The sequence below is a fragment of the Clostridium sp. AF27-2AA genome, from assembly GCF_003478505.1.
GTDB lineage: Bacteria > Bacillota > Clostridia > Lachnospirales > Lachnospiraceae > Brotaphodocola.
Genome location: NZ_QUFI01000031.1, coordinates 1 through 15,559 on the forward strand (window position 1 = coordinate 1; position 15,559 = coordinate 15,559).

Genomic DNA, 15,559 nt, shown 5'->3' on the forward strand with positions numbered 1-15,559 from the left:
GGGGCAGGGGAGTTGAGGTGTCGAAGACACTTTTTCGTTTTCCGGGAGTTTGTAATAATTTTTTCAGAATCTTTCAATTTACGGCAATATTGCATCATAATGGTAAGGAATACGTAAGTTGACCGGACATCTTCCTTCGCTTATAATAAAATTACAAAAAGAAAAAGAATCTGCCGGATGAGGCATTGATTAGATATAGAGTGAGCAGTCTGACAGAACACGGATTCCAGAATGAAGAGAGTGAGGGATGAGCATGACAAAGAGAAGATTTGCAGTATGGGGACTGATTCTGGCGCTATGCACAGGCACAGCAGGCATGACTACCGCTTATGCGGCGGACAAAACAATTTCAAGTGTAAAATTACAGATTTACACGGACCTGGAGGTAGGAGACAAGATTGGAGATGCTTCCATTGACATTGACAGCACCACAGCGCCGGGCGGTGGTATTGCTATTTCCGGTTCCACGGAGCGTTACCAGATTAAGGAAGCAGAGTGGACCACCTCTTCTTCCAAAGAAGTAAGTGTGGGCTACCAGCCAGAGTTGAAAATCTGCCTGGAAGTAGCGGATTCTGATTGTGCATTCAAGGGAACCTACCGCTCCAGCAATGTAACCATCAAGGGTGCTGAATTCGTCAGCGCCAGCAAGAGCAGTGGCGACCTGGTCATCAAGGCAAAGTTAAAACCAATTAAGGGAACCTTCGAGGCACCGGAGGACGCATACTGGAAGGACAATGCCAAGGGAACTGCAAAATGGGAAGAACCGGATAACGGCGGAACCGGTCAGTATGAGGTAGAGCTTCGCAAGGGCTCCAGGAAGATTTATACGACTGAGACAACGGGCAAAACCTTCAACTTCTATCCGTACATGACGCAGGCTGGAACCTATACATTCCGTGTCCGCACCATTGCCAAGACATCCAAACAGGATGATTACGGCAAGAACAGTGAGTGGATAGAGTCAGATGAGATTTATCTTGCCAAGGAAGATGTCTCTGATGGAAGTGGCCGCAACGACAACAACACAAGCGGCAGTCCGAACGGCAACACCAATGCCGGCTGGAAAAAATATGACAATACCTGGTACTACTACTATCCGGATGGCAGTTATGTAAAGAACGGCTGGGTTGAGGTTGGCGGACGCTGGTATTTGTTTGACGCGAGCGGCAGAATGCTCACCGGCTGGCAGGAGCGGAATGGTCAGATGTATTATCTGGACGGAAGCGGTGCCATGATCACCGGATGGCTTTCCTGGAATGGCCGCTGGTGCTATATGAACGAGACTCAGGATGCTTATTACGGATGTCTGGTACGCGGCCACTGGCTTGGCAAAGACGGCAAGACCTACTATCTGGATAATATCGGTTACATGGTTGAGGGCTGGAATCAGGTAGACGGCAACTGGTATTATTTCTATCCGGGCCAGGGCAACAAGGCAGTGAATACTACCATTGATACGTTTTATGTGAATGATCAGGGTGTATGGGTTCACTAGAATTTTAAATCAGAGCGGATGTACGGAAAATCTTCTGGCAACGCAAACCTATAAAAAGATGCTTCGGAATCTGAAACCAGGGTTCCGAAGCATCTTTTTCTTTTGGAGAAGATGGCGTATAATGAAACGAGATGATTGCGCAGCAGAGCAAGGAGTAAGCTGACAGCAGAAGAAAGATGGAGGAATTTGGATATGGCAAACGGATTATCAGACAGAAAAGCGGATAAACAGGAACTGATGGAAATTACGGAAGAAGCGTATGAGGCGGCCTCACAGCTGCTTGCAGCTGCCCGTCCGAAGAAAGGTAGTATTTTTGTGGTTGGCTGTTCCACCAGTGAAGTGGCCGGGGAGCGGATCGGAAGCTTTTCCAGTCCGGAGCTTGGCCAGGCATTGTTCGACGGCATTTACCGTGCTGTAAAGGAAGCAGAGGTTTACCTGGCAGCCCAGTGCTGTGAACATTTAAACCGTGCCCTGATTCTGGAAGAGGAAGCAGCAGAGTGTTATGGATATGAACAGGTGAATGTAGTTCCGCAGCCAAAGGCGGGAGGTTCTTTTGCAACGGCGGCATATCACAGCTTTATGCATCCGGTGGCAGTGGAGCATATCCGGGCATCAGCCGGCATGGATATTGGGGATACCCTCATCGGCATGCATTTAAAAGAAGTTGCGGTTCCGGTGCGCATCGAAAAACGGCAGATTGGGGCAGCGCGGGTCATCTGCGCAAGAACCCGACTGAAGTTTACCGGCGGGGCAAGAGCTGTGTACGATGAGACCTTGCTGTAGACAGATTGCACATATCGAGGATCAATGTGGATGAGGTGCCTTTTTTTTCTTGACGCTGTGTATAATTTCGCTTAAAATGAGAAAACAGTGGAAAAAAGAAAGGAAGCAGTTTTTTATGGGAATCATAAAAGCTTCAAAGTTAATATACGATTATATCCGTCGGGATGAGGATGACCATGTAGAAGAGGTAAAGCGCGCCATCGACGATCTGACCCTGGATATCAAACAGGGAGATTTTGTGGCAATTCTGGGACACAACGGTTCCGGAAAGTCCACATTTGCCAAACAGATCAACGGCATTTTACTCCCAACGGACGGAACTGTCTGGATTTCCGGCATGAGCACCGCAGACGATGCCCATATCTGGGACATTCGCAAGACCGCCGGCATGGTGTTCCAGAACCCGGATAACCAGATCATCGGCAATATTGTAGAGGAAGATGTGGGATTTGGTCCGGAAAATCTGGGAGTACCTACGGATGAAATCTGGCGCAGGGTTGACCAGAGCCTGGAGGCAGTCGGTATGACGGCATACCGTCTGAAATCACCAAACAAGCTTTCTGGAGGCCAGAAACAGCGCGTAGCCATTGCCGGTGTTATGGCCATGCGTCCGCAGTGCATCATTCTGGACGAGCCAACAGCCATGCTGGATCCGAACGGCCGCAAGGAGGTTATTGCTACCCTGCATGAATTGAACCGCCAGGAGAAAATCACCGTTCTTCTGATTACTCACTATATGGAAGAAGTGATTGACGCAGACCGTGTTATTGTCATGGATGATGGAAAACTGGTGATGGACGGAACCCCGCGGGAAATTTTTTCCCGGGTAAAGGAACTCAAAGAATACCGTCTGGATGTACCGCAGGTGACAGAGCTTGCCTATGAGTTAAAGCAGGCCGGCCTGGATCTTCCGGATGGAATTCTTACGATGGATGAGCTGATGGATAGGCTTCTCCCGATGTTTCGTGAAAAATTTTCAGAGGTAAAATAAAAGGAGGAAGCTATGTCGATCAGGGCAGAGCATTTGAATCATATTTATGGCGAAGGAACAGCCTTTGAGCAGTATGCCTTAAAGGATGTCAGCTTCGAGATTGAAGATGGACAGTTTATCGGACTGATCGGTCATACCGGTTCCGGAAAGTCTACGCTGATCCAGCACTTGAATGGTCTGCTGCGGGCCAGCAGCGGAGCCATCTATTATAATGGAGAAAACATTTACCAGGACGGTTACGATATGAAGGCCCTGCGCAGCAAGGTGGGACTGGTGTTCCAGTATCCGGAGCATCAGCTGTTTGAGGTGGATGTCTTTTCTGATGTCTGCTTTGGACCGAAGAACCAGGGACTTTCCAAAGAGGAGGTGGAGGAGCGTGCAAGAGAAGCGCTGACCCAGGTTGGTCTGGATGAAAAACTCTGGCAGCAGTCTCCCTTTGAACTGTCTGGTGGTCAGAAGCGGCGCGTGGCCATTGCCGGTGTGCTGGCTATGCACCCGGAGGTACTGATTCTGGACGAGCCGACGGCCGGACTGGATCCGAAGGGCCGCGATGAGATTCTGGATGAGATTTCCGCGCTGCACCGGGATCGTCATATGACCATCATTCTGGTGTCTCACAGCATGGAGGATATTGCGCGTTATGCGGACCGGATCATGGTCATGAACCACGGAGAAAAGGTGTTTGACGCACCGCCGAAAGAGGTATTCCGCCATTACAAAGAGCTGGAGGCCATTGGGCTGGCAGCCCCGCAGATTACTTATATTGTGCAGGGCTTAAAGGAGCATGGCGTGCCGATCGCAGACGATATTACCACAGTGGCAGAGGCAAAGGACGCGATCCTGCAGCTGCTCGGGAAGGATGAAAGACCATGATTCGCGATATTACATTAGGACAATATTACCCGGTGGATTCTGTGCTGCACCGCATGGATCCGCGGACCAAGCTGTTTGGAACGCTGGTGTTCATCATTTCCCTGTTTTTTGCAAACAGCATTGCCTGCTATGTGGCGGCAACTCTGTTTCTGATTACGGCCATTTGTATGTCGAAGGTGCCGTTTTCCTTCATGGTAAGGGGATTAAAGGCAATCGTATTTCTGCTGCTGATCAGTGTGAGCTTCAACCTGTTTCTGACACCGGGAACGCCGGTGGTTCAGTTTGGCATTTTTAAAATTACGCATGAGGGCATCCGTACGGCCGGTTTTATGGCACTGCGCCTGATCTATCTGGTAATCGGTTCTTCGGTTATGACGCTGACGACCACACCCAATGAGCTGACAGATGGACTCGAAAAGAGTCTGGGCTTTTTGAATAAGGTCGGTGTGCCGGTTCATGAGGTTTCCATGATGATGTCCATTGCTTTGCGTTTTATTCCGATTCTGGTGGAAGAGACGGACAAGATCATGAAGGCACAGATGGCAAGAGGTGCCGATTTTGAGAGCGGCAACCTGATCCAGAAGGCGAAGAGCATGGTTCCGCTTCTGGTGCCGCTGTTTATTTCAGCCTTCCGCCGCGCGACCGATCTGGCTATGGCCATGGAAGCACGCTGTTACCATGGCGGTGAAGGCCGTACCAAGATGAAACCGCTCAAGTATGCGAAGCGTGATCATATGGGCTACCTGGTGTATGTGATTTATCTGGTAATCATGATTCTGCTTCGCGCGTAGCGTGATAAGATAACAATGAAATTGTGATTGCTTCCCGGAAGTTTCTGATGGGAAGCAATTTTTGACTTGTTTGCATCTGGCAGAGTGTTTGGCTGCATGACAGGAAAAAGCTGCCGGGCATTTGCTTCAGGAGGATAGAAATTATTGATGAAACGAGTAAGAATGGTGGTATCCTATGACGGCACCGCCTACCGCGGCTGGCAGCTCCAGCCGAATGGCGTGACCATAGAAGAAGTACTGAATCGGGAACTGACGGCGCTGTTAAAAGAACCCATTGCTGTGATTGGCGCAAGCCGTACGGATTCCGGGGTGCATGCCCGGGGGAATGTGGCAGTCTTTGACACGGAAAACCGCATGCCGGCAGATAAGATATGTTTTGCCTTAAACCAGCGGCTCCCGGAAGATATCCGGGTGCAGACCTCTGAAGAGGTAACGGCAGAATGGCATCCGAGAAAGGCAAATTGCACCAAGACCTACGAATATAAAGTGTTGAACCGGAAGATTTCGATGCCGTTAGAGAGACTGTATGCCCATTTCTGTTATTTTAATCTGGATCTGAATAAAATGAGAGAAGCTGCGGCATATCTGGTGGGAGAGCATGATTTTAAGAGCTTCTGCACGGTGCGGACCCAGGCAGAGGAGACGGTGCGGACTATCTACAGCCTGGATATCACAAAGCAGGATGATATGATAACCATCCGCATCAGCGGAAGCGGCTTCCTCTATAATATGGTGCGCATCATTGCGGGCACACTGCTGGAGGTGGGAATGGGGGCATATCCGCCGGAGCATATGGAAGAGATTCTGGATGCCAGGGACCGCCAGGCCGCAGGGCGCACAGCTCCGGCCAGGGGGCTGACTCTGGTGAGCATGGAATACCAGAAAGAACTGCCGGACTGGCATCACCGGGAGAATAAATACTGGGAGTATGATATTCTGCAGTCTCATATTAAAAACGAGAAGAACGCTTATTTTGTGATTACGCGCTGCGTGGATGAGGAGATGGATGGTATTTTAAGAAGAAATATTCACCATGCGTTCCAGAACGGGGCAGAGCGGGTTTATGTGACAGATCTGAGGCAGCCGGAACGTCTGAGAACTGATGATGTACATGGCCGGTATGTGTTCGGAAATGTGCAGGAAAATGTGGAAATCCAGTTTACCCGGGAAGAACTTGAAAAACTGAAACGGCTTGCGGAGACTGCGGATTCACAGCCGAAAAAGATTCTCAGGTGGGTAACCGCCCTCCCGGTTGTGGATAACGCTTCCGAAAATTAAAAAATCTGTGGAAAACCCTTCAAAAAGGCGTAAAATCAAGGAAAAAGCGCTTGACACAAGGAAACGCTTATTATATAATATACAACTGTGACGTTAGGTGGAAATGCTTAGGCCAAAGCCCCGGAATAGGCATTTTACTATACATTTCAAAACAATTGCGGTGATGAACCGTTAGAATCAGATAGTTTAACAGGAGGTTAACCAATGAAGAGTTTTATGGCTAGTCCAGCGACGATTGAGAGAAAATGGTATGTAGTAGATGCTGCCGGATGTACTTTAGGACGTTTGGCTTCAGAAGTAGCAAAAGTATTAAGAGGAAAGAATAAACCGATCTACACCCCGCACATCGACTGCGGTGATTATGTGATCGTTGTAAATGCAGATCAGATCAAAGTAACCGGTAAGAAGTTAGATCAGAAGATCTACTATCATCATTCCGATTACGTAGGTGGTATGAAAGAGACCACTCTGCGTGAGATGATGGCTAAGAAGCCGGAGCGCGTTATCGAGCTGGCTGTTAAGGGTATGCTTCCGAAGGGACCTTTAGGAAGAAGCATGATGACCAAGCTTCATGTATATGCAGGACCGGATCATGAGCAGGCAGCTCAGAAGCCGGAAGCTCTGGAAATCAAATTCTAAGGAAAGGTACTGAAAGGAGGAAGTTATCATGGCAAATAAATATTACGGAACAGGTAGAAGAAAAAAATCTATCGCAAGAGTATATCTGGTACCGGGTACCGGTAAAATCACCATCAACAAGAGAGACATCGATGAGTATCTTGGTCTTGAGACCTTAAAGGTAGTTGTTCGTCAGCCGTTAGTAGCAACCGAGACTGTTGACAAGTTCGACATTCTGGTTAACGTTCGCGGCGGCGGTTTCACCGGCCAGGCTGGTGCAATCCGTCACGGTATCTCCAGAGCACTGCTTCAGGCAGACGCTGAGTTCAGACCGGTTCTGAAGAAAGCAGGCTTCCTGACCAGAGATCCGCGTATGAAAGAGAGAAAGAAATACGGCCTCAAAGCCGCTCGTCGCGCACCTCAGTTCAGCAAGCGATAATCTACAGCTTAATAATGCTAAAAAAGCCCGGAAATACGCTATTTTCCGGGCTTTTTCTATGCCCAAAATTCTGTCTGGACTGTTCGGTTTTGATGGAATTTGAACGGAAATTTATGGGTTTATAGTGGTCAAATTACTGGTGGACAAGCCCATTTTGACCTCTTATGGGTTAAATTACTGGTGGACAATAGGAGCAAATGAAGTCCAATTTTGTCATCGACGGACGAACACATACTTGACCGATTTACATAGAGCCTTGGCTCATTCTTTGAAAACGAGAATGGGTCGAGGCTCTATTTTTTTTCGCCTGAAATCCGGCGAGACAAATTTGAGTAGGAGGTAACAGGTATGACGGATTTCAATCAGAAGACCCATGACACCGATGTGGGCAGTCATGGCGGACAGTCGAGGCAGATGATGGAGGTGTTTGAGAACCAGGAGTTTGGTTCGATCCGGTTGTTACAGGAAGCAGGCAAGACCTTCTTCTGTGCAAGCGACGTGGCGAAGGCGTTGGGGTATGTGAATCCCTACGCCGCAGTGAAACGCCATTGCAGAGGCCCCCTAACGAAACGCGAGGGGGTCGTTCAGAAGGTGAATCAGTATGGGGATGCTGGAGAGCAGGTCGTTGAAATCTCCTTTATCACGGAAGGCGATGTTTACCGGCTGATCGTTCACAGCAAGCTGCCATCGGCAGAACGGTTTGAACACTGGGTGTTTGATGAAGTTCTCCCTTCTATCCGCAAGCATGGAGTGTATATGAGCGATTCCATTTTGGATCAGGTGATTCAGCATCCGGAGGTCATCTACACCCTGGCACAGGAGCTTGTAGCCGAGAGGGAGCAGCTTGAGGGTATCCGCAAACAGCTGGATGCGGCACAGCCCAAGGCAGACTACTTCGACACCTTTGTGAACTCGGAGGATTGTACCTGCATCCGGAATTTCTGTAAGGAAATCGGAATCCCGGAGAAGACGGCAGTGGCTCTCTTACTGGATCATCGCTATCTGTACCGCAGTCCGAGTGGCTGGCTGATGCCTTTTGCAGACAAATCTGCAAGGGGCTATTTTATTGTCCGAGATTGCTACGGCAGAAGCGGAAAACTGGTGCAACAGACGAGAGTGACCTGCAAGGGAAAGAATCATCTCTTCAAGTTGTTTAAGAAATGGGGTGTGATCGAATGACGCTTTTTACAGAGGGACGCCTTCAGGCGTTTGAACGTATGATGCAGGATACCGGCAAATACCATCGCCGGGAGGACAGCGAAGATCGTCCGCGCAAATGTCCGAAGAAAAAAGCGGAGCCTGCGAAAAAGGATGGTGAGCACCATGCCGGTATTCAGGGTTGAGAAGAACAGCAATTACACAACGATGTGCAATTACCACCTGCGGGATCAGGGTCTCAGCCTGAAAGGGAAAGGACTTCTCTCCATGCTGCTCAGTTTGCCGGACACATGGAACTATTCGGTACGGGGGTTATCTTCGATTACGCCGGATGGCGTAGATGGAGTGCTTACGGCTCTGAAGGAGCTGGAGCGTCTTGGGTATCTGGAAAGGAACCAGCAGCGTGAGAGCAACGGTCGGATGGGCAGAGCGGAGTATGTGATTTATGAGATGCCGAGGAAAAAGCCGTGTTCGGAATCACCGTGTACGGAAAAGCCGTATACGGTAAATCCGGATACGGACACACCGGTTACGGAAAATCCTGCGCAATTAAGTACTAATAGAACAAGTACTGAAACAATCAATAAAAGAGAGAAGAAAGAAATCCAGCACCGGTATGGCTCATACGAAAATGTTCTTCTCTCTGACACGGAATACGGCAAGCTCCGGCAGGAGTTCCCAGGAGATTATCAGATGCGGGTGGAACGGCTCTCTGAGTATATGGCCTCCACCGGCAGGAGCTACAAAAATCACCTTGCCACAATCCGGAGTTGGGCAAGGAGAGAAAAGCCGAAGTATAACCCGGCAGACTACACATTTGAGGAAGGAGACAGCCTATGAGCGACATGGTGCCTGAAGTTTTGAATGCGGCGTTGGATTCGCTCTTTACGCCGAAAGAACCCGGAGAGCTGGAATACCAGGGCGATGACGGACTGTTGTATTGCAGAAACTGCCATACGCCGGTGCAGTGCAGGGTAAAGCTCTGGGGCAGAGACAAGATTGTTCCCTGCCTTTGCAGATGCCAGCAGGAAGCGATGGCGGAAAAGAAACGCCAGGATGAGCTGGTGGAGCGGCAGCGTAAAATCAGGCAGCTGAAAGCAACGGGAATTCAGGAAAAGCATCTTCTGGAATGGAATTTTGCCGTTGCAGAAGACAACAAGGATATCCAAATGGCAAAACGCTATGTGGAGCAGTGGAAAAAGGTCAAGGCTGAAAACCTTGGCCTTTTGTTATGGGGAGATGTCGGAACCGGAAAGTCCTTTGTGGCGGCATGTATTGCCAATGCGCTGCTGGAGCAGGGCATTCCGGTTTTGATGACGAACTTCTCCAAGATCCTGAACCAGATGGGTGCCATGTATTCGGAAGAGCGATACCGGTATATCGCTTCGTTTTCCAATTATTCTTTGCTGATTCTGGATGATCTGGGAATTGAGCGCAGCACCGAATATGCGCTGGAGCAGGTCTACGCTGTCATTGATGAGCGGTATAAGTCCGGGCTTCCGGTCATTATCACAACCAATCTGAAGATTGCTGAAATCCGCAATCCGCAGGATGTGGCATACGCCCGGATTTACAGCCGGATTTTGGAAATGTGTACGCCGGTGCGAATCAGCGGAGAGGACCGCAGAAAGAGCATTGGAAAAGAAAAACAGCAGGTCGTTAAGGAGGTACTTGATCTATGAAGTGCAAGGCAAAAAAGGCGTTTTTCGCAGGTAAGAATGACATCTATCACCGCTGGAAGGAGGTTAAGAAGCTGAATGGCAAAAGCAAAAACCAGTATTACAACAGAAAACCGCAGTGGCTCAGCTGCCGACGCTGCGGCTAAGGAGCAGCGGACGGAGATGTCGCTTTCTGACCTGCATCCCTTTGAGGGTCATCCCTTTAAGGTGCTGGACGATGAGCTGATGGAACAGACCGTGGAGAGCATCAAGCAGATAGGGGTGGTATCCCCGTTGATTGTCCGGCCTGACCCGGAAGGTGGATTTGAAATTCTTTCGGGACACCGCAGACTTCATGCAGCGCAGCTGGCAGGTTTGGAGACAGTGCCGGTCATCGTCAAGGAAATGGACGATGATGCGGCAATCATCTTTATGGTGGACAGCAACTTACAGCGGGAAAATATCCTTCCCAGCGAGAGAGCGTTTTCCTACAAGATGAAGCTGGAGGCGATGAAACATCAGGGACAACGCGGAGATTTAACTTCTGACCAAGTTGGTCAGAAGTCGTGGGCTGTAAACCAATTAGCTGATGATGCGAATGAAAGTAAAACGCAAGTTCAGCGGTTTATTCGCCTTACAAACCTGATTCCCGAAATTTTGGATATGGTGGATGAGAAGAAAATCGCCTTCAATCCGGCGGTAGAGCTGTCTTACCTGAAACCGTCCGAACAGAAGGAGTTTCTGGAGGCAATGGACTATGCACAGGCATCCCCATCCCTGTCGCAGGCACAGCGGCTGAAAAAGCTCTCGCAGGAGGGCGGCTGCACCTTGGATGCCATGTGTGAAGTGATGAATGAAATCAAAAAGGATGAGCTTGACCATGTAACGATTAAAAACGAGGTTCTACGGAAGTATTTCCCGAAATCCTATACGCCGAAGCAGATGCAGGACACGATTATCCGGCTGCTGGAAAAGTGGCAGCGAAGTAAACAACGAGATATGGAACGATAAGGAGATTTTTATGATGATGAACTTTAAGAAGAATCAGAACAACGCGGTGTGTAGCATGGACTGCAAGAACTGCCCGAACGGTGCATCGCAGCCGAATCCGATGGATGATCCCATGTTCGAGAAGTCCATTGCGATGCTTCATAACTGGGTGATGCTGGAGGCAATCCGTGAAGATCACCCGAAGGAGCGCATTGTGATGGTGATCCTGCCGGGAGCAGGCGGCGAACTTCTGACTGAGGATGGTAGTCGAGACATCTTTGAGGATGTTTACGATGAGATGGAGGCTGATCTGGTGGCAGATGGGGAACTACTTCTCCATTATGATAAGAGCGATGTGATCGAGACAGACAGAACCCGCTATCTGCTGGGAGCTGCGGAAGTTTCGGAAATCGACCAGAACGGCAACGAGTGCAGCGTCAATCTGTTTACGCTGGAACGCACCATCGACTATGTGAACGAAAATCTGACGGTGGTTTCCATTGGCGGCGAGTTGGTTCCGGCACTGCGCCTGATTTAAGGAGGTGCCCATGAAGAAATTTGATGTGGAGATTACAGAAACTCTCCAGAGAAAGGTTTCCGTGGAAGCTGCCTCACAAGAAGATGCGGAACGCATGGTGACGCAGGCTTGGAACAATCAGGACTATGTTCTGGATTCCGGCGATTTCACCGGTGTGGATTTCAAGACCGTGGGAGAACATGAATTGGCAGAGACCAGGACAATGGATGTGCTGCTGGTACAGCCCAATGCCTACCCGAAGAAAATCAGTGTTGGCACGGAGCTGGAAGATTTGCAGGCTATGGTCGGCGGGGATATTGAAGTAACCTATCCATTTGAGGATGAAGTAGCCATTATTCTGAACGAATCCGGTAAAATCAATGGATTGCCGCTGAACCGTGTGATTTACACCGAAGACGGGGATATGCAGGACATTTATGCCGGTGATTTTCTGGTGGTAGGGCTGACAGAGGATGACTTTGGTTCTCTGACTTCGGAGCAGATGCAGAAATTTGAGGAGCAGTTCCATCAGCCCCAGATGTTCGTTCGTATGGGGCGCAGCATCATGGCAATTCCGGTCCCAGATGACATGGTGAAGAAGATGGAGGAAAAGGCTGCAAAGCCCCAGGAAAAGAGCAAACCGGCACCGGACCGGGACAGTCTGTAAGGAAGGAGGCGGAGATTCATGCAGGAAGAAGTTGAAAATCGTACCGTCAATCTGGCAATCAGCACCACGAAACTGACCTTTCGCACCATTGTGAATGGCTATAATGCGTGGAAACGGCACCATCAGGCGAAGGTGGCTCAGAAAACATCGCAGCTGCCGGTTGGAAAGCAGAGCATCAAAGAACTGATCGGTCAGAATCAGGGAGTCAGCAGTATCCCCATTGAGAAAACGGATTTGAAAGGCTTTGAACAGGTGGCGCGGAAATATGGTGTGGATTATGCCATTACGAAAGACCAAAATGTGATGCCACCCAAGTACACGGTGTTCTTTAAGGCGAAAGATGCGGATGCACTGACTTCTGCTTTCGAGGAATTCACCAACCGCAAGCTGAAAGCAAAGGAAAAACCGAGTGTTCTGGAGCAGCTTAACAAGCTCAAAGAGCTGGTTGCTGCAATTCTTCCGGATAAGGTTCGCCACAAAAGTCAGGAGCGTGATCTATGAGTAATAAGACAAAAAAGCTGCTGATCCGGAACCTGCCATACTTCATTGCTGGTCTTGTATGTACCAATCTGGGAGAAGCATGGAGAATTGCCGAGGGCTCAGACATGTCTGAAAAGCTCCTCGGCTTTCTTTCTGCTTTGGGCTTGGCTTTTTCCAATCCGATGCCAAGTCTGCATCCGATGGATTTGCTGATTGGTGTGTGCTGCGGAGTGGGTCTACGGCTTGCTGTGTATCTGAAAGGAAAAAATGCCAAGAAATATCGCCATGGCATGGAGTATGGCTCTGCCCGGTGGGGTACGCAGAAAGACATCGAACCGTTTGAAGATCCAGTGTTTGCAAACAATGTGATTCTGACCCGGACGGAGCGGCTGATGATGGGCAATCGCCCGAAGAATCCGGCAAATGCGAGAAACAAAAACGTGCTGGTGGTGGGCGGCTCCGGCAGCGGCAAGACGAGATTTTGGCTTAAACCCAATCTTTTGCAGTGCCATAGTTCCTATGTGGTCACTGACCCGAAAGGCGATATCGTAATCGACTGCGGGCAAGCTCTTTTGAAGAACGGATACAGCATCCGGATTTTCAACACCATCAATTTTAGAAAGTCGATGCATTACAATCCCTTCTCGTATATTCACAGCGAAAAGGATATTTTGAAGCTGACCACAACCCTCATTGCCAACACCAAAGGAGACGGCAAGGCCGGTGACGAATTCTGGACGAAGGCGGAGACCCTGCTGTATTGTGCCTTGATCGGTTATATCCACTATGAGGCACCGCTGGAAGAGCAAAACTTTGCAACGCTGATTGAATTCCTGAATGCGATGGAAGTGCGCGAGGATGATGAAACCTTTCAGAATCCAGTGGATCAGATGTTTGAAGCTCTGAAAAAGAAGAAGCCAAATCACTTTGCTGTCCGCCAATATGCCAAGTTCAAGCTGGCGGCGGGCAAGACCTTAAAGTCGATTCTGGTGAGCTGCGGCGCACGTCTGGCTCCCTTCGATATTGAGGAAGTCCGTGATATCACCATGTACGATGAGCTGTCGCTGGATACGGTGGGAGATAAGAAAACGGCTCTGTTCCTCATTATGAGCGATACAGACCCGACTTTTAATTTCCTGATTTCGATGATCTATACACAGCTGTTTAACCTGCTGTGCGAGAAAGCGGATGATGTCTACGGCGGCAGATTGCCGGTGCATGTGCGCTGCCTGATTGATGAGTGTGCGAACATTGGTCAGATTCCGAATCTGGAAAAGCTGGTAGCCACCATCCGATCAAGAGAAATCTCGGCATGTCTGGTACTTCAGGCGCAGAGCCAGTTGAAGGCAATCTACAAGGACAATGCCGATACCATCATCGGCAATATGGATTCTCGTATTTTCCTTGGCGGTTCGGAGCCGACTACGCTAAAAGAGCTGAATCAGGCACTGGGGAAAGAAACGATTGATCTGTACAACACATCTGATACCAGAGGAAACAGTCCATCCTACGGCACCAATTACCAAAAGGTTGGGCATGACCTGGCTTCGGTGGATGAACTGGCTGTGTTGGATGGCGGAAAGTGTATTTTGCAGCTGCGCGGTGTCAGGCCGTTCAAGTCAGATAAATACGATCTGACCCAGCATCCAAACTACAAGCTCACTGCCGGTGCTGATAAGAAAAACACATTCAGCATCGAGGCGTTTCTTGACCATCGGCTGAAGCTCAAACCCGGTGATAAGTACGAAGTGGTTGACGCAGATCATGCCAAGTAAGTTTATTTCAGTGACGAAGATGTCATGGGTGCAGAATAAGAAGGGGCGGCGAGCTGCCGCCTCTTTACATAGCCAGGTTTCTGATTGGGATTGGAGACCTGGCTATATGTTTGCCCATTTGCAGGTGCACATGCAGATGGAAACCACTATTCATTCGCCCATAAGGGCGCAGCGTACAAGGAGGTAAACATTTATGGCATTTTTCAACAGCGCAGTAACTGTTCTTCAGACTCTCGTCATCGCACTGGGTGCCGGTCTCGGCATCTGGGGAGCCATCAACCTGCTGGAGGGTTACGGCAACGACAACCCCGGTGCCAATGCTCATATGCGGTAAAGAAGCAAAAGCAAACAGACAGCAATCACTGCTATTCCGAAGCAAGAGGAACATGGTAGAAATGTTCATAAGCCTATGCTATACTATAATTAGAATTTGAACAGCGGCGAACTGGCGAAATAATCGTCATGTCGCCGCTGTCTGTTATAATAAAAAAGTTGAAAATCTTTGTAAGATTTCTTCGTCTGCAAAGTCTTATTTGTGAAAGGAGGTGGTAGCATAGTGGAGTTCGAGCAAATTTACAATACCTATTTCAAAGCGGTATATCGCTATATATGGCAGCTTTCCGGTAATGAACACATAGCCGAGGAAATTACAGGCGAAACATTTTTTAAAGCAATGAAATCCATAAATAATTTTCGTGGCGAATGTGATATGCGTGTATGGCTTTGTCAAATTGCAAAGAATACCTATTTCTCATATCTGAAAAAGAATGGAAAAATAGAAAGCATTGACGAAGCAAAATTTCAGAATATTGCTAACCCGAATGATTTTATTGATGAGCAGGTTAATACTCAGGAAGAAGCAGCGCAATTACGGAAAATCTTACATAGTATATCTGAACCATATAAGGAAGTTTTCATGTGGCGTGTCTTTGGGGAATTATCATTTAATGAAATAGGTGACTTATACGGAAAAACTGATAACTGGGCTTGTGTTACCTACCATCGGGCAAGAAAAATGATACAAAGCAGATTGGAGGAAATTTAGT

19 protein-coding genes and 1 pseudogene are annotated in these 15,559 nt (G+C 48.8%); all 20 read left to right on the top strand.

Translation table 11 applies throughout. From position 1 onward, the window contains the following. The first annotated feature begins 253 nt into the window (after positions 1-253). The gene (locus tag DWY84_RS13920; RefSeq protein WP_182434963.1) at positions 254-1,495 is read left to right on the top strand and encodes an N-acetylmuramoyl-L-alanine amidase family protein; all 1,242 of its coding nucleotides are present in this window, start codon (positions 254-256) and stop codon (positions 1,493-1,495) included. A gap of 192 nt (positions 1,496-1,687) precedes the next feature. Beyond that, complete coding sequence (locus DWY84_RS13925; protein ID WP_347560810.1) at positions 1,688-2,278, top strand: TIGR01440 family protein; 591 nt, start codon at positions 1,688-1,690, stop codon at positions 2,276-2,278. A 115-nt stretch (positions 2,279-2,393) separates the two neighbouring features. Next, entirely contained in the window at positions 2,394-3,269 is an 876-nt protein-coding gene (locus tag DWY84_RS13930) for an energy-coupling factor transporter ATPase (protein ID WP_118533976.1), read from the top strand. 12 nt (positions 3,270-3,281) lie between these two features. Then, positions 3,282-4,142, top strand: a complete 861-nt coding sequence (locus DWY84_RS13935) for an energy-coupling factor transporter ATPase (protein ID WP_118533977.1) — start codon at positions 3,282-3,284, stop codon at positions 4,140-4,142. Then, positions 4,139-4,933, top strand: coding sequence for an energy-coupling factor transporter transmembrane component T (locus DWY84_RS13940; protein ID WP_118533978.1), 795 nt, complete (start codon positions 4,139-4,141; stop codon positions 4,931-4,933). The genes DWY84_RS13935 and DWY84_RS13940 overlap by 4 nt, the downstream gene beginning before the upstream one ends. 147 nt (positions 4,934-5,080) lie before the next feature. After that, positions 5,081-6,211: a tRNA pseudouridine(38-40) synthase TruA gene (truA, locus tag DWY84_RS13945; protein ID WP_118533979.1), complete on the top strand. Its 1,131-nt coding sequence runs from the start codon at positions 5,081-5,083 to the stop codon at positions 6,209-6,211. Positions 6,212-6,415: 204 nt separating this feature from the next. Next, positions 6,416-6,850, top strand: coding sequence for a 50S ribosomal protein L13 (rplM, locus tag DWY84_RS13950; RefSeq protein ID WP_118533980.1), 435 nt, complete (start codon positions 6,416-6,418; stop codon positions 6,848-6,850). 28 nt (positions 6,851-6,878) lie between these two features. Next, positions 6,879-7,268 (top strand): 30S ribosomal protein S9, encoded by a 390-nt coding sequence (gene rpsI / locus DWY84_RS13955; protein ID WP_118533981.1) that lies wholly within the window; start codon positions 6,879-6,881, stop codon positions 7,266-7,268. A gap of 348 nt (positions 7,269-7,616) precedes the next feature. Continuing rightward, the gene (locus DWY84_RS13960; RefSeq protein WP_097772876.1) at positions 7,617-8,447 is read left to right on the top strand and encodes a phage antirepressor KilAC domain-containing protein; all 831 of its coding nucleotides are present in this window, start codon (positions 7,617-7,619) and stop codon (positions 8,445-8,447) included. Then, on the top strand, positions 8,444-8,611 hold the full coding sequence (locus DWY84_RS17465) for a hypothetical protein (RefSeq protein WP_009532276.1): 168 nt from the start codon (positions 8,444-8,446) through the stop codon (positions 8,609-8,611). Before DWY84_RS13960 ends, DWY84_RS17465 begins: the two co-directional genes overlap by 4 nt. After that, complete coding sequence (locus DWY84_RS13965; protein WP_118533982.1) at positions 8,592-9,266, top strand: helix-turn-helix domain-containing protein; 675 nt, start codon at positions 8,592-8,594, stop codon at positions 9,264-9,266. Before DWY84_RS17465 ends, DWY84_RS13965 begins: the two co-directional genes overlap by 20 nt. Then, complete coding sequence (locus DWY84_RS13970; RefSeq protein ID WP_013274302.1) at positions 9,263-10,108, top strand: ATP-binding protein; 846 nt, start codon at positions 9,263-9,265, stop codon at positions 10,106-10,108. The genes DWY84_RS13965 and DWY84_RS13970 overlap by 4 nt, the downstream gene beginning before the upstream one ends. Next, entirely contained in the window at positions 10,105-10,251 is a 147-nt protein-coding gene (locus DWY84_RS17470; RefSeq protein WP_158574624.1) for a hypothetical protein, read from the top strand. The genes DWY84_RS13970 and DWY84_RS17470 overlap by 4 nt, the downstream gene beginning before the upstream one ends. Then, positions 10,184-11,095 (top strand): ParB/RepB/Spo0J family partition protein, encoded by a 912-nt coding sequence (locus DWY84_RS13975; protein WP_118533983.1) that lies wholly within the window; start codon positions 10,184-10,186, stop codon positions 11,093-11,095. Before DWY84_RS17470 ends, DWY84_RS13975 begins: the two co-directional genes overlap by 68 nt. 10 nt (positions 11,096-11,105) lie before the next feature. Next, positions 11,106-11,612 carry a hypothetical protein gene (locus DWY84_RS13980; RefSeq protein WP_118533984.1) on the top strand — a complete coding sequence of 169 codons (507 nt, stop codon included), beginning with the start codon at positions 11,106-11,108 and terminating at the stop codon, positions 11,610-11,612. Positions 11,613-11,622: 10 nt separating this feature from the next. Continuing rightward, positions 11,623-12,258 carry a DUF3846 domain-containing protein gene (locus DWY84_RS13985; RefSeq protein WP_118533985.1) on the top strand — a complete coding sequence of 212 codons (636 nt, stop codon included), beginning with the start codon at positions 11,623-11,625 and terminating at the stop codon, positions 12,256-12,258. 18 nt (positions 12,259-12,276) lie between these two features. After that, positions 12,277-12,759, top strand: a complete 483-nt coding sequence (locus tag DWY84_RS13990; RefSeq protein WP_118533986.1) for a PcfB family protein — start codon at positions 12,277-12,279, stop codon at positions 12,757-12,759. Then, positions 12,756-14,513 (top strand): VirD4-like conjugal transfer protein, CD1115 family, encoded by a 1,758-nt coding sequence (locus tag DWY84_RS13995; protein ID WP_118533987.1) that lies wholly within the window; start codon positions 12,756-12,758, stop codon positions 14,511-14,513. The genes DWY84_RS13990 and DWY84_RS13995 overlap by 4 nt, the downstream gene beginning before the upstream one ends. A gap of 193 nt (positions 14,514-14,706) precedes the next feature. Further along, positions 14,707-14,835 (top strand): annotated as a pseudogene (locus DWY84_RS14000) (Maff2 family protein); the annotation flags it as partial. A 234-nt stretch (positions 14,836-15,069) separates the two neighbouring features. Next, positions 15,070-15,558 (top strand): sigma-70 family RNA polymerase sigma factor, encoded by a 489-nt coding sequence (locus DWY84_RS14005; RefSeq protein WP_318264753.1) that lies wholly within the window; start codon positions 15,070-15,072, stop codon positions 15,556-15,558. The last annotated feature ends 1 nt before the right edge of the window (position 15,559 follow it).

Coding starts and splice junctions, on each gene's coding strand:
- DWY84_RS13930 (WP_118533976.1), top strand. CDS start 2,394: ATGGGAATCATAAAAGCTTCAAAGTTAATATACGATTATATCCGTCGG.
- truA (WP_118533979.1), top strand. CDS start 5,081: ATGAAACGAGTAAGAATGGTGGTATCCTATGACGGCACCGCCTACCGC.
- DWY84_RS13920 (WP_182434963.1), top strand. CDS start 254: ATGACAAAGAGAAGATTTGCAGTATGGGGACTGATTCTGGCGCTATGC.
- DWY84_RS13965 (WP_118533982.1), top strand. CDS start 8,592: ATGCCGGTATTCAGGGTTGAGAAGAACAGCAATTACACAACGATGTGC.
- rpsI (WP_118533981.1), top strand. CDS start 6,879: ATGGCAAATAAATATTACGGAACAGGTAGAAGAAAAAAATCTATCGCA.
- DWY84_RS13935 (WP_118533977.1), top strand. CDS start 3,282: ATGTCGATCAGGGCAGAGCATTTGAATCATATTTATGGCGAAGGAACA.
- DWY84_RS13970 (WP_013274302.1), top strand. CDS start 9,263: ATGAGCGACATGGTGCCTGAAGTTTTGAATGCGGCGTTGGATTCGCTC.
- DWY84_RS13985 (WP_118533985.1), top strand. CDS start 11,623: ATGAAGAAATTTGATGTGGAGATTACAGAAACTCTCCAGAGAAAGGTT.
- DWY84_RS13980 (WP_118533984.1), top strand. CDS start 11,106: ATGATGATGAACTTTAAGAAGAATCAGAACAACGCGGTGTGTAGCATG.
- DWY84_RS17465 (WP_009532276.1), top strand. CDS start 8,444: ATGACGCTTTTTACAGAGGGACGCCTTCAGGCGTTTGAACGTATGATG.
- DWY84_RS13975 (WP_118533983.1), top strand. CDS start 10,184: ATGGCAAAAGCAAAAACCAGTATTACAACAGAAAACCGCAGTGGCTCA.
- DWY84_RS13995 (WP_118533987.1), top strand. CDS start 12,756: ATGAGTAATAAGACAAAAAAGCTGCTGATCCGGAACCTGCCATACTTC.
- DWY84_RS13990 (WP_118533986.1), top strand. CDS start 12,277: ATGCAGGAAGAAGTTGAAAATCGTACCGTCAATCTGGCAATCAGCACC.
- rplM (WP_118533980.1), top strand. CDS start 6,416: ATGAAGAGTTTTATGGCTAGTCCAGCGACGATTGAGAGAAAATGGTAT.
- DWY84_RS13925 (WP_347560810.1), top strand. CDS start 1,688: ATGGCAAACGGATTATCAGACAGAAAAGCGGATAAACAGGAACTGATG.
- DWY84_RS13940 (WP_118533978.1), top strand. CDS start 4,139: ATGATTCGCGATATTACATTAGGACAATATTACCCGGTGGATTCTGTG.
- DWY84_RS13960 (WP_097772876.1), top strand. CDS start 7,617: ATGACGGATTTCAATCAGAAGACCCATGACACCGATGTGGGCAGTCAT.
- DWY84_RS17470 (WP_158574624.1), top strand. CDS start 10,105: ATGAAGTGCAAGGCAAAAAAGGCGTTTTTCGCAGGTAAGAATGACATC.